At 34.9% G+C, this 14,357-nt stretch carries 11 protein-coding genes; 1 reads left to right on the forward strand and 10 read right to left on the reverse strand.

Annotated features, from left to right (window positions below):
* Positions 1-10 precede the first annotated feature (10 nt).
* Complete coding sequence (gene recD2, locus TEPIRE1_RS08440) at positions 11-2,212, reverse strand: SF1B family DNA helicase RecD2 (protein ID WP_013778747.1); 2,202 nt, start codon at positions 2,210-2,212, stop codon at positions 11-13.
* A gap of 236 nt (positions 2,213-2,448) precedes the next feature.
* On the opposite strand from recD2, the gene TEPIRE1_RS08445 reads away from it, so the two are divergent.
* On the forward strand, positions 2,449-4,146 hold the full coding sequence (locus TEPIRE1_RS08445; RefSeq protein WP_013778748.1) for a glycosyl hydrolase family 18 protein: 1,698 nt from the start codon (positions 2,449-2,451) through the stop codon (positions 4,144-4,146).
* Here TEPIRE1_RS08445 and TEPIRE1_RS08450 read toward each other — a convergent pair.
* The 9 genes from TEPIRE1_RS08450 to TEPIRE1_RS08490 all read right to left on the reverse strand — a co-directional run bounded on the left by TEPIRE1_RS08450 (position 4,143) and on the right by TEPIRE1_RS08490 (position 14,167).
* A complete protein-coding gene (locus TEPIRE1_RS08450) occupies positions 4,143-5,846 on the reverse strand; it encodes a sensor domain-containing diguanylate cyclase (protein WP_013778749.1) in 1,704 nt (567 codons plus the stop codon). The genes TEPIRE1_RS08445 and TEPIRE1_RS08450 overlap by 4 nt on opposite strands.
* Before the next feature lie 399 nt (positions 5,847-6,245).
* Positions 6,246-7,349 carry a DgaE family pyridoxal phosphate-dependent ammonia lyase gene (locus TEPIRE1_RS08455; protein WP_013778750.1) on the reverse strand — a complete coding sequence of 368 codons (1,104 nt, stop codon included), beginning with the start codon at positions 7,347-7,349 and terminating at the stop codon, positions 6,246-6,248.
* 64 nt (positions 7,350-7,413) lie between these two features.
* Positions 7,414-8,586, reverse strand: coding sequence for a MalY/PatB family protein (locus tag TEPIRE1_RS08460; RefSeq protein ID WP_013778751.1), 1,173 nt, complete (start codon positions 8,584-8,586; stop codon positions 7,414-7,416).
* A 206-nt stretch (positions 8,587-8,792) separates the two neighbouring features.
* Positions 8,793-9,290 (reverse strand): PTS system mannose/fructose/N-acetylgalactosamine-transporter subunit IIB, encoded by a 498-nt coding sequence (locus TEPIRE1_RS08465; protein WP_013778752.1) that lies wholly within the window; start codon positions 9,288-9,290, stop codon positions 8,793-8,795.
* 315 nt (positions 9,291-9,605) lie between these two features.
* Positions 9,606-11,264, reverse strand: a complete 1,659-nt coding sequence (locus tag TEPIRE1_RS08470) for a PTS system mannose/fructose/sorbose family transporter subunit IID (RefSeq protein ID WP_013778753.1) — start codon at positions 11,262-11,264, stop codon at positions 9,606-9,608.
* A 188-nt stretch (positions 11,265-11,452) separates the two neighbouring features.
* A complete protein-coding gene (locus TEPIRE1_RS08475) occupies positions 11,453-12,610 on the reverse strand; it encodes a pyridoxal-phosphate-dependent aminotransferase family protein (protein WP_013778754.1) in 1,158 nt (385 codons plus the stop codon).
* A gap of 196 nt (positions 12,611-12,806) precedes the next feature.
* Positions 12,807-13,265 carry a PTS sugar transporter subunit IIA gene (locus TEPIRE1_RS08480; protein ID WP_013778755.1) on the reverse strand — a complete coding sequence of 153 codons (459 nt, stop codon included), beginning with the start codon at positions 13,263-13,265 and terminating at the stop codon, positions 12,807-12,809.
* Entirely contained in the window at positions 13,262-13,735 is a 474-nt protein-coding gene (locus tag TEPIRE1_RS08485; RefSeq protein ID WP_013778756.1) for a PTS sugar transporter subunit IIB, read from the reverse strand. Before TEPIRE1_RS08485 ends, TEPIRE1_RS08480 begins: the two co-directional genes overlap by 4 nt.
* A 12-nt stretch (positions 13,736-13,747) precedes the next feature.
* Complete coding sequence (locus tag TEPIRE1_RS08490) at positions 13,748-14,167, reverse strand: PTS sugar transporter subunit IIA (RefSeq protein WP_013778757.1); 420 nt, start codon at positions 14,165-14,167, stop codon at positions 13,748-13,750.
* Between the last annotated feature and the right edge of the window lie 190 nt (positions 14,168-14,357).

The following is a 14,357-nucleotide window of genomic DNA, read 5'->3' on the forward strand; positions in this document are numbered from 1 at the left end:
CAAAGGTGAATTAAATGGAACCGTCCCTAAAAATTGCTTGGGAAAATTCGTCGATTATCCTGTCACTTAGATGGCCATAGCGTCTCAATGACCTGTTGTTTTGTATGGCTATTGTTAGTGCCTGTTTTGTACCCACAAGCACTATTAGTTTCTTAGCCCTCGTAACGGCAGTATATAAAAGGTTCCTCTGCAGCATCACGTAGTGCGAGGTTGTGATAGGCATAATAACTACCGGAAATTCGCTGCCTTGGCTCTTATGAACGGAGAGAGCATAAGCAAGACTCAATTCTTCTATTTCTTGACCTTGATAAGCCACTTCCCTTTCTTGCCATGCATCTGCAAAACTCACGATGACTACATCTTCATCATCAATTCTAACGATTCGGCCTAAGTCGCCATTAAATACTTCTTTATCGTAATTGTTTTTAATCTGCATGACTTTGTCACCTTCACGAAACACACATGCACGATAATGATATTCCTTCTTGCGCCTGCTTGGCGGATTTAAAAGAAACTGCAATTTGTCGTTTAGATTAGCAACACCTACTAACCCTTTTTTCATCGGTGTAATTACCTGGATATCCTCTAGCGGATCAAAATCTCCATAATTAGGCAAACGGTTTTTAGTCATTTCCAAGATAGTTTCCAATATATCCTCAGGCAGAAGAACCTGCTCGAAAAAAAAGTCCTTATCTTTCACATTTATATATGGAAAATAACCTTTATTTATCCTATGTGCATTGACAATAATCATGCTTTCCTGTGCTTGCCGAAATATCTCATCAAGAACCACTACTGGAATTTTATCGCTTTCAATGATTTCTCTCAAGACACTGCCCGGTCCTACCGACGGAAGCTGGTCTTTATCTCCTACTAAAATAAGTCGAGCACCCGGTCTTACCGCAGACAGCAGATGATGCATGAGAATTATATCAACCATGGACATTTCATCGACAATAATAACATCTTCATCTAAAGGATCGTCCTGATTCTTGCCAAAAGCCATGCCTCCTTGCTCATATGCATTATATTCTAACAATCTGTGTATTGTTTTTGCTTCAACTCCTGTGGTTTCTACCATCCGTTTTGCAGCTCGACCCGTTGGCGCTGCAAGTGCCACCTTTAATTCTTGTTTTTTGAAAAATTCCAATAAGCTCTGAATTGTTGTGGTTTTACCGGTGCCCGGACCCCCCGTAATTACCAACACACCATGCTGTGCCGCTTTTTCAATAGCTTCCCTTTGACGCTTAGCCAGCCTTATATTGCAGCACTTTTCTATCTCATTTATAGTTTCATCGGTAATTTCCAACGGCTCATCTATCATAGCAGCCAATAAAAAAAGCCTGCGAGCAACGGCCTTTTCCGAATAGTAAAAAGCGGCCAAATACACATCTTCCCTGCCCCATGCCCTCTCTACAACAATATCTTTCTTTTCCTCAAGCGCTAAAAAAGCTTGATTTAAAGGCTCTTTTTCTACGGATAAAAGTTCCGAAGCTTTATACAGCAATTCCTCAAGCGGCATAAAAACATGGCCTTCATCCGCAGCCTTTACTACAGCATATTTCAAGCCGGCACATAGGCGTTCCATAGAGTCGCGTTCCATACCCATTTTTTGAGCAATGTAGTCGGCCGTTTTAAATCCGATTCCATACACTTCGTCTGCTAAGCGATAAGGGTTTTGCTTCAGTATTTGAATTGATTTTTCTTTATAGTTTTTATATATTTTTACCGCCACATTAGGACCAATTCCATATTCTTGAAGAAACAACATGATATCGCGAGTTTCCTGTTGCTGGCTATAGGATTCAGTTATCATTTTAAGTTTTTTCTCTCCAATACCGGGAACACTTAAAAGCTTTTCAGGTGAGTTACTTAAGACCTCCAAAGTTTTTTCTCCAAATTCTTTCACGATTTTCTTTGCCATTGTAGGACCTATGCCGCGAATTACCCCTGATGCCAAATAGTTTTCTATGCCCCTGACAGTCGCCGGCATAATCGTCTCATAAAACTCGACCTTGAACTGATGCCCGTAATCTTTATGTATAGTCCAATTTCCCCTGAGTTTTAATACTTCCCCGACTTCAAGACAGTGAAAATACCCTATAGCCGTAATCAAATCATCGTTATCTTTTACTGTAATTTTTGCAACAGTAAAACCATTTTCCTCATTATAATATGTAATTCTCTCTACAACACCTTCCAGCTCAATCATATAAAGCACTCCATAGATGTGCTAAAACACAGTTTTAGCCTTGTAATAATAGACCTGTTCGGTTTATTCTAACATTTTTTGAATATACGTGCAACTGCCTAACTTTCTAGTATCTATGAAGTTACTGGCATATTTTAATTCCGTCAAAAATAGAGGAACTAAAAGTTTTTTGTCGAATTATATCAATTAATTATTCTTTAATTGTCAAATAAATTATTTTTATTACGGAGGAAATAATGAGCGTAAAACCTGCTACCCAATCAAACTCAATTGCTTTTGCCGCTCTTTTTTTAATGATGTTACTGTTTTTCAGTATTTTCTGTTTTACAGATATTTACACAGTTTCGCCACTGCCTGATAATAAGCCGATATTGGTTATTGAAAACATGGTATTGTCAGAAGAAACTCCCTTCATAATCGAGAACAATCATGTGCTTTTATCATATAATATTATAAAAGAATATCTAGACCCTTATATTTTCTGGGACTCAGCGGAAAATAAGATTACTATTACAACATTTGATAAAACCGTTCGCCTTGCAACAGAAAGTCTAACCGCAATGATAAATACAAAGCCCACAGAAATATCCTTCCCTGCAAAAATCCTAGCAGATCAACAGCAGCCATACATACCCATTCGGCTTTTGGAGGATTTGTATGGCATAAAAGTTAAAGTAATTCAAGATAAAAACCGCGTAATTATTGATAAAAACCTTAATACCCGTAAGACAGGTAAAATAATATCTGATGAAACTATTATGAAACTTTCGCCTACATGGCTTTCCGCAAGTGTAGCCAAAATTAAAAAATTCGATAATCTTACTGTATATTCTCTCGAAGGCGGGTGGTTTCAAGTCAGAACTGAAAACGGCTTAATTGGTTACATCCTAAAAAATAATCTGGAGGTATCTGAAATGCCGGAAATGACCGAGCATAAACCTGATTATCGGCGATATAGTCCCGGTAGAGGTAGGCTCAACATGGTATGGGACTATATTTACAAAGTTACACCTGATAAGAGTATGGAATCTGTTCCATTAGGCCTTGATATAATATCTCCCACCTGGTTTTCAATTATCGATGGTCAAGGAACCACTGATAGCAAAGCTGACATTTCTTATATAGAATGGGCACATAAAAATAATCTGGCAGTTTGGCCACTAATAAATAATAACTTCGACCCGGATATCACACATGAGTTTTTATCAAGTTCCGAAACTCGTGATAAGGTTATCCGGCAAATTCTGATGTATGCAGAACTTTTCCGTCTAGATGGCATTAACCTTGATTTTGAGAATGTATATCTTGAAGACAAAGGACTTTTAGTTCAATTTGTTCGAGAACTTGTCCCTATCCTTCATGAAGCGGGCATTGTCGTATCTATGGACGTTACTGCCAAATCTACAAGTCCCAATTGGTCCATGTGCTATGACAGGAAGGAATTAGGTAAAGTCGTGGATTATGTAATTTTAATGGCGTATGATGAGCATTGGGCAACAAGCCCTACCAGCGGTTCCGTCGCTTCCATAGGCTGGGTTGAAAATGGTATCACAACTCTTTTAGAAGATGTATCTCCGGAAAAGGTTATACTTGGTTTACCTTTTTATACGCGCCAGTGGGAAGAAGCATCCGATGACGGAGGCAACACAACAGTAAAATCTACAGCTCTTTCCATGGCTCAAGCAAAAGAAATACTAGAAAAAAATGAGGCTAAGATGAGTTGGGATGAAAAAGCCGGACAGAATTTTGCCTACTACAAAAAAGGAGATTCGGTTTTTAAAATATGGCTGGAAGATGAAAAATCCATTAAGCTAAAAGCTGCTCTTATAGAAAAATACGGCCTTGCAGGAGCCGCAGCGTGGAGAAAGGGGTTTGAAGAACCAGAGATTTGGGATGTGCTTTATAGCAGCTTAAAATTACCATCAAAAATTTAAGTTTCCATACTTATATTCTGCCGAAATATTACAACCCTGTTCCGGCCTTCTTTTTTAGCTCCAAAAAGCATGGCTTGGTCGGCCTTGTCAACCAAGTCTTCTACCGAAGCTGCATTAGTCGGATATGCCGCAATGCCGGCGCTTATAGTAATATATATATTTTCATTTTCTACTGTAGCAAGTGCAGTTTTTTCAACAATTTTCCGTATGCGCTCTGCAATAATCATTGCTTCAAGCGATGGAATGCCAGGCAATATTATAGCAAATTCTTCGCCTCCATATCTGCCTATAATATCCTTATCCCTTACATTTTTCTTTAAAACCTCGGCTAAATTCTTTAATATGATATCTCCTACAATATGACCATACATGTCATTATATACTTTAAAATGATCAACATCGATGATAATAAGACTAAAAATACCGCCGGCATTGTTTATACCTCTCATTTGCCGTTCCATCTCCGAGTATATGTAGGTATGATTATACAAACCGGTAAGTCCGTCAGTAATTGCCATTTGGGAAGTTTCATCGAAAAGTTGTGCATTTGTCAATGCAACAGCAGCTTGACTTGCCAGGATATTCATCAGTGTTAAATGTTTTTTTGTGTATATATTATTTTTTTTGCTGGTAAGGACAATACCTCCTATAAGCTTTTTATTCGTTGTTAGCTGTACTGCTAATATGGATTTTGTGCCATCTTGACCGATCGATATGTCTTTTAACTCCTTGCTTTTCTTATGACAATTATTAATTATTTCTCCTTTACTCGTAAAAATATTACGCCCCAATATTTGTTCATCGGGTTTTAATTTGTGATATTTAAATTCTTCATTTTCAAAGCCTTCATAAATTGCCGGTACTAAATATCCGTTCTGATATACATATAAGCATACCGTATCCCAAGGTGCTATACTCTGTGCATAACTCAGCACTATATCCATTACTGTTTCAATATCAAGAGTCGATGCAATACTCGTAACCATATCATAAAGAGCTGTCAATTCGTTGTTTGTCTTGATTAGATTATGATACAAAATATATACATAAACTACAGCCAGATAAATAACCAAGACTAACACAGTTTCGAAAAAGCCGTGCTTATTATGTACACTTACTATTGCCATCCCTGCAGGTACTGCTATCAGATATGTTGACAAATCCATCAGCAAAGATTTTGGAATCAGCTTAGGCATTGGTTTCTGGTGCTTTAAAACTATGTAGTATTCTACCAATAGATTGTTCAGTAAAAAATAAATAAGTATAGGCGTGCTCTGCATAACTACCTCATATGTAAGATTGTTATTTATAAAACTCTTTTTATTTAACAAATATAACTGTGTAGCACAGAAAAAACTTATCATATACTGACCCGCATTGAATACGGTTTTCTCAATGCTATCGTCTAAGCCATTTTTCACTTTATAATATATCTGACAGATTAATGTGCTTAAAATCTTCATTATAGCCGCTGATGCAGGACCAAAAATAAACGCCGCAGAATATAAAAAGCCAAATCCAACGCTTAAATAACTATTATTTACTTTCAAAGTTTGCAGCTCTGACATAGTCATAAATAGTAAAAATATTATGTAATTTATGTTTAGATTTTCCTTAAAACCAAATACGGCAACTAACACCCCTAAAAGCGCAAAGCCCAAAGCCCCTATGAGATATGCGTACTTTTTATGTGGCAACATCAGTTAAGCCCCCATATAATATTAACTTTTATATAATATTTATATATTCTGTATATTATTCTACATTAAAGCTGTATTTCCTTTTATATCTAAAAATAAAAAAAGACCCTTGCTTTCAGGGTCTAACCACGAAAGAAAGGGGGGCTTAAAAAAGAACTAAGGGGTAAATCATTTAAGAAGAAATAGGGCTTTTACAAAGTTAATTATATGACAAACTAGTAAAATTTGGTATATCCCACTTGTCCTATTTTACTAGTATTTTAGACCTATTATGACATTTTTTTTGCACTTTGAGTGAAAATTAGCTTTCCTATCTTATTAATAACGCAAATCTTATCCATAAAAACAAAGGCTAATAAAAATCGTTTAAACATCCAGCAGCTACTTGCAGATATAATATTATTGTATGTTTAAAATTTCTTTTATTCTGTTAACAATTATTTTTTCTTGACCAGAAAGCAAAGTGCGCGGATCAATGCTTATTATACCTAAATTTGCGTAATAATTTCTAATAAAGATTGAAGGTTCGCCCCTTTCTAATTTATTAATAATTTCATCGGTTGAAATTTTTAGTTTCTTTTCATCAAACTTTAACTGTGCACGATAAATTTCTCTTCCTGCTTCATCCTGTATAATAGAAGCAGTTATTCCTTGAATATTTTTAAACTGTTCAACTATCCATTTAGCTTTTTGCAATTCTTCTTGCTTGGTTTCAACTCTGTCATAGTAAATTTCCAATGCTGCAATTAAGCCCATAATCTGTTCCTTACCTACTTTCATTGCTCGACCAACACCCAAGTATTGTAGTCGGCAAGCTTCAACTAATTCTTTTTCACCGCAAATAAAGCCTGAAGTTGGCCCACCTATGGCTTTTCCTCCGCTGTATATTACAAGATTCGCCCCATTTTGAATATATTTTTTTATATCCTCTTCTGCGGCTGCATCTATGATAACTGGTATATTTTTTTCTCTACCAATTTCAATTATCTCAGAGGTTGATAGCATCCCTTTTTTAGCAGCATGGTGAGACTTAACGTAAAAAATCGCGGCAGTTTTTTCTGAAATTGACTCTAAAATGTGATCTTTTTTAACATGGTTTACTTGTCCTACCTCAACTACTCTACCACCTCCCAATCTGATCATCTGAGCTATTGATGCTCCAAAATTAATTAAATGCCCCTTTTGAATAATTATCTCGTTGCTCAGTCCTTCACTATATGGTAATCGTTCAATCAAAGTTAAATTCTTTCCAGCTATTAAAGCCGCTGTCGAAATCGCAATACCAGCAGCCGCCCCTACTGTTGGACATCCATCTTCAGCCGTCGTCATTTCTGCAATAATTTTACCTGCTTTTATTGTTAATTCTTGCATATCAACATAATCTTGAGCAGCTTCAAACATAGCACGTGCTACCATCGAGTTAAGAGCACTGCCGCCTAAAGCTGTCATTTTCCCGCTTGCATTTATTATCTGTTTTAAACCATATTTTTGGTAAATATTCATAATTGTATTTCTCTCCCTTATGCCATTGCAGATTTAAGAAATTTAATTTCCTGTGTTACTAATTTCAACAAATATTAACAGCAAATTCAATCCTTTCCAAGGCAGATTTTAAGATATTCCTCGGACATGCAATATTCATTCTTACAAATCCAGCTCCGTTCTCACCATACATTCGTCCATCATTTACAGCTATTTTAGCTTTTTGCACTAAAAAATTATTTAACTGTGAACTATCTACTTTTATATTCCGTAAATCCAACCAGACTAAATAAGCAAATTCAGGCTCTATCACATTGATATTCGGAATTCTATCCTTGATAAAACATTTCATATATTGCAAGTTTTCGTTAATATATTTCGTAACATTATTCAACCACTCTTCACTTTCTTCATAAGCAGCTTCTGTCGCAATTACACTAAAAATAGTTCCTCTTTTCAAATGCAGCGATTCAATAAAACTATCATATGCATCAAACAAATTTTTATTCGGAATAATCATATATGCTGTGTGTATACCCGCTAAATTAAACGGCTTACTTAGCGAAGTACAGGTAATACAATTTTGGGCAAAATCTTCACAAATTGATGCATAGGGGGTATATTCAATGTTGGGATATGTTAGGTCTGCATAAGCTTGATCGCAAATTACAATTACATTGTGCTTCAAGCATATCCTACCCAATTCCGTCAGTTCTGACCTTGTCCATACACGGCCGACCGGATTATGCGGATTTGAGATAATTAACATTTTTGTTTTGGGATCTTGCGCTTTCTTTTCCAAGTCTAAAAAATCCATATGGTATTTTTGTTCCTTAAAAATCAATGGATTAGTTACGACTTTTCTTTCGCTTTTCTTGATTATATTGGAAAAATTATCATAAACTGGTGGCTGTATAATAATATTATCTCCGGGTTGAGTAAGTGCTCGAATAGCAAACCCAATTGATGGAATAATGCGAGAAGCAATACCTATCCATTCTCTTTTAATTTCCCAATTATATCTTTTTCTCATCCAATTTATTATTGCATTGTAATAGGTCTCAGGTCTCCTAATATTTCCATAAACTCCAAATTCGACAACTTCCATAAGTCTATCTATCACAGGTTGCGGAGCTTTAAAATCCATATCGGCTACCCATAGCGGAATTAAGTCCTCGCTACCGAACTTCTCCTTAAGACCATACCACTTTTCAGAACTATACTGTTTTGCATTATCTACGTAGTCAAATTCATACATAATTTTAAAACCTCTGCTTTCATTAACAATGTTATAGTCTTTTAAGTTACATCTTAGCCAGGTTAATTATAATTTACGACGCAAAAACCTTTATTATTTAACGTAAAATTAATAATGTCCTTTTTATAGAGCAAGCAATACATAAATGTTTTATGGAAAAACTAACTTTTTACAGTGGAATCAATTATAATTTCACATTGATTTTTCTATAACTCAGAATTATCTAGAGCATCTTTTAGACTTACCTTCTTGGTATCAGGCAGTGTCTGGAATGTCACTTCTATGCCATAATTTTGATTTAATTCCCTTAGGATGTCAGCATCAAGCTTCGTCAAAGCAACACTAGGAATTATAAACGTAGAATCAGCTTTCTTTGCAATACCTCCAATATTTAATTTTTGTATTGGCAAGCCTTTATTTACTGTTTCTTTTACCGTTGAAATATTTTTAAACAACAAAATTACCTTATATCGCCAGAATTTATTTTCTTCCCAACTTTTTATTGCCTCATCAACACTCATTACTTTAATTGTTAAACCGTAAGCTCCTGCTGACATTTCATACACACTTTTCATAAGCGGGTCCTTCGAAATTGAATTATCTATCACAAAAATAGCATTGCAATTTAATCCCTTAGACCATTTTGTCATAACTTGACCATGAATTAATCTATCATCCACTCGTGCCAAAACTATTTCTCCCATTTAAAATCAATCCTCCAATATAATAGATTTTTGTTATTATCACTAGCTTATCTAGAGTTATAAAAATAATCCGTTTGACATCGGTTAATTTACCTTTCCACAATATTGTACCTCATAAACACAGTGCTTTTAGTTTTTAACTGTTTGCTAAACTTTTTTAATGATCCTTTACATAAATTCGTCGCTGCTGCTCCCAACTATATATTGTTATGAACGGAAAAGCATGTTAGTACTGATGATTAATTAGTCATCAGTACTAACAACAAAGTTGCTTCTAAGCAAAAAACTTTATAAGGCTTTCCACCTTAGATAGCATTAAAGTATATTCAATAACCCTAATATAGCTAAAATGATTACTAAGCTAATAAGCACTTTTAACACATTTAATTCTTTTCTATCAAAGTAGAGATATATAATTATTACTGTCGCTAACGGCAATAGTCCTGGAAATATGCTATCCAATATACCCTGAAGTTCAAAAGTCTTGCCTGAAATAGTCCAGCTTAAAGGAGTTGTAACATCAACATAAGAGGCAGTTAATACACCCATCATAAAGAGTCCCAATATCGATAGTCCGGTAAGTATATACCTCATGCTCTTGCCACCAAGAATTGTGGTAGCTGCATGAATTCCTAGTTTGTATCCCATCTTGAGGAAGTAAAAACCATAAAAGTAATTTCCTATAATCCATATCAGCCACGGAAGGATTCCACCTAAAAAGTTGCCCGCACTTGCCAAAGGAAGAAATAAAGCAATTAAAATATACTGAATTGTGCCTTCTTCTATTGAGTCTCCTAAAGCCGCAAATGGTCCCATCAAACTAACTTTTGTGCTGTTTATTACCTCTTCGCTTACTGCTTCATCCTTTCTTCCTTCAGACAATGCTCTTGCTCTTTGTTCTTCCAGCGAAAGGGTCATTCCAACAATTGGCGCACCGCCAATGCATTCAGTATTGAAGAATTGCGAGTGTCGCTCATATGCCTCACTTAAATCTTCTTTGCTCTTATACAGTTTTTTTAAGCCTGGTATCAACGACCATAGAAAAGAAAATGCAATCATTCTATCGAAAGTATGAGGAATTTCGTTTGCATATCTCCATCTAAGCCAGATTTTGCGAAGATCTCTATCTGTAAATTGACCTTCACCTGCACTATTGGCATCCTTTGCTATATCATTTTCTTCTAGCTCTCCACTAATTTCCCCTTCTTTTTCCATTATAACTAGCACATATAAGTAAGAAATTATTGCCCCTAAAATTGCAAAAGTTATAATATTAATTTCTAATGACTGTAAAATTATAACTAGAAAATACGCTAGCAAGAAGAAAGGCATTAAACTCTTCTTTCCAATCATTTTAAGCGTAACAGCAATTCCTACTGCAGGAAGTGCTCCTCCAATAACTTCTAATGCATGTATAGTACGTCCTGACATAAGTTTTACAACTTCAGTTATTAAAGGAACTCCTTTGTAAAGTGTAATAAACATTGCCGGAAAGAATATCGCAAATCCCAAGATTATAGGTAGAAAAATAGAAGCAAAAGTTATACCCCTCTCATCTGCTTGCTTTACATATTTATCAACTAATGGTGTTACAACAACCGTGTTTAAAAAGAATCTAAGCTGATAAAGATATGAACCTAAAAGTCCTACAGGTATTGCTACTGTAACTGCTTCTGTTGGCTTTAGACCTGATAAAATTGCTACAGGAACTGCTACTGCAGCAGCTACCGCAGGCTCACTTGGTGTAGAACCGCCAGGAGAAATAACTCCCATGTAGATCAATTGAATTGCCGCAGTAACCATCATTGCATTAGGCACATCGCCCAAAACAATGCCTACAATCAATCCCGTCATCAAAGGGCTATATCTAAAGGCAGTTGAAGAATAACCTGTACTACGCGTCATGACGATGGAAATCCATAAAGATATTAAAGCTGATTGCATAATAGTCAAAGTAACTGCTTGTGCTTGCATTATTATACCCTCCCTATGTTTATTCATTGATTTTAGCTAGAATCATACATAAGCATACTATTTCTTTACACATATATACGCTAAATATTCAAAAAGTGGAAATTACAAAATTTCTAGTTTGATTAGTTTATGATTTTAGGATTACATAATTTTACATGTGAGCAGCAGATAATATTTATTTGTATATTTTACACTTCAAACTTCCTTCGTAATTCTAAAAACTTCTTTGTTCCTATGCCCATTTCGATATCATTATAGCCTAAGTCTTTTAGGGTACATTCTAGTGCTGAAATCGCTACAAGTAAGTCATTTGAATTGATATATCCCATATGGCTAATCCTAAAAGCCTTTCCTTTGAGATTTCCTTGAGCAGAAGCAATTTCAACTCCGTAACGCTCTCTCATCATGCTTATTATGTCATTTGCGTTTATTCCTTTAGGCGCATATATTCCAGTAAGACCTGGTGAAGCATCCGCATCGTTCGCCACCAATTCTAATCCAATTTCCTTTAATGCAGTTCTTACTAAGTTTCGATAGATTAAGTGTCGTTTATAAATATTTTCATATCCTTCTTCTTGTATCATCTTAAGAGCCTCGCTTAGACCAAGAAAGGTAGAAACTGGAAATGTTGTAAATGATTGGTTAATATCTGCGTTCTTTTTTATGCTCTTTACATCAAAATAGTAAGTTTCATTTTCTTTTTTCATAGCATATTCCACTGCTCTTTTGCTGGCGGCTACAATCCCGATTCCAGGTGGGCTCATCAACCCTTTCTGTGAAGCACCAATAAGAACATCAATACCCCAATTATCTATATCAATTTCAGTAACTCCAATTGAACTTACAGCATCAACAATAATAAAACAATCTGACATTTTTTTTATTCTTGATGAAATTTGTTTTATATCGTTTATGGTAGTAGCAGAGGTTTCATTATGTGCTATAAAAACAGCTTTTACATCAGAATTCGATATTAATACCTCTGTTATTTCTTCAGGCTGCACAGCTCTTCCCCATTCAACTTTCAGTCTTAATGCATTTCTTCCGCGAGCAACATTCATCATATAAAAACGTTCTCCGAAAATTCCAGTATCTACAACAAGTACTTTGTCGCCTTTACTGGTAAAATTATCTACAGAAAGTTCCATCGCACCAGTTCCTGAAGATGGAATAAGATAAACATCTCCGCTGCAATTAATTAATTCTTTGAGTGCAATCATCGCTTTTTGAAACATTTCTTTAAAGCGTGGACCCCTATGATTAATTATTGGCTGAGTCATAGCTGAAATCACGCGTGGTGGAAGCGGTGTAGGGCCTGGAATTAGTAAAAACTCCTTATCGATCATTTATTTTCCCTCTCACTTTCTATATTTTGTTAAATAATTTTTTATTTTTCTAGTATTTCTCGTAAATTCATTGCATTTTTAAAGAATGTTAGAAATAACATGGTAAGTTACTTAATACATAGTTGAAACATTGATTATCCGCGTGAATTTTAAAAAGCACTTCAGCGATAACAGTATTTTTCTTAAGAATCTTTAATTATTTCATGAGATACTTAGATTCTCGTAATATTTTACCTATATTCTTACAATTTTCAGTTGCCTTTTCTATTAGCTTTTCTGATAACTCTTCACCTTTATATTTTGTCCTATACTCATTGGCCTCAATAAGCATCGCAATATTTAAACCCGATAAAGCTATTACATCATATTTGGCTGAAATTGCTGCTGCTATATTAGATGTAGTACCTCGAAATAAATCAGCGATTATGATACTGCCTTTTGGTGCAGTCTTCACGACTGATTCAATATTAACCATATAGTCATTAGTCGATTGAGCTGGCTGTAATGGAAACGCATAAACATTTTTTAAAGTGCCACATATCATTTCTGCACTCTTAATTAATTCTTGACCCCAATTACCGTGCGTAAGTAAAATAATATATGGCAAATTTTCTTTTTCTAAAATAAACTCACATCCTCTCTTAAAAGATTTCAAATCACATCATAAATAAGAATCGGTAAACTATCAGGCACCATTTGAACAATAATCGGAACAGCTTTCTCTCTAAAGTATTCAATAGCATCTATATCTTCATCTGATAAAAAAACATTTTGATGAATCTTTTTCTTTCCTGGTCCTGAAGGTATCCTACCGATATTTATTTCTTTAATTTTCACCCCCTTTTGATGCATAAATTTTACTAGATATAAATTTTTAAGTAAGATAATTGCTTTGTCATTCGATTCACTTGCATTTAGAGTTTCTACTGCTTCATATATGTCATAGATTTCGAGGTTAACATTTTGTGGAACAGTCATACTTAAAAAATTTCCCATTATTGGATCTTTGCATAGTTCATTATCGACTATTATAATTTTGTTAGCATTTTTAGCTTGGAGCCATTTAATTATTATTTGACCATGCACAAGTCGCTCGTCCACTCTTACCATGGTAATATCTGCCATTCTCAATGCCTCCTAAGCACTATTGCTTTTTTCTTTTAACTCAAGCTTAATATTTTTAATTCCGAAAATTCCTGTTTGGATAATTTTGTCTATAATACACTCTAAATCTGTAGTATTTCTCAAGTCCAAAGCCTCTATAAGCATTGGTAAATTAACTCCCGAAATACTTTCGACCTTAATATTATTTTCTTTCATGGCTGCAGCAGTTACATTGGATGGACTGCCACCAAAAAGATCTGTTAAAATTAAAACTCCTTCTCCCCTATCCAACTTTTTAAGTGAATCCTTAACTTTCTTATATAACTCTTCAACACTATCTCCATGTTCAAGGCCTAAAGTTTCAATATTTTCCTGTCTTCCTACAATAAGCTCAGCACTTCTTAAAAGCTCCTTTCCAAAATTGCTGTGAGTTACTATCAATATTCCTAGCATAAATTATCCTCCCAATCCTAAGTAAATTAAATGCAACCTTAAACATATTATAAAGTAATTTATAGAGCAATATTCATGCCAATATAATTGTGTCAAAATTATAAAAGCAAAGAGAATTTTGCGCTACTCGCTACCTTCTCTTTGCTTTCATGGGTTTGAAGCATAACAATATGTTATTCTAATATGATTA

This window comes from Tepidanaerobacter acetatoxydans Re1 (assembly GCF_000328765.2).
Classification (GTDB): domain Bacteria; phylum Bacillota; class Thermosediminibacteria; order Thermosediminibacterales; family Tepidanaerobacteraceae; genus Tepidanaerobacter; species Tepidanaerobacter acetatoxydans.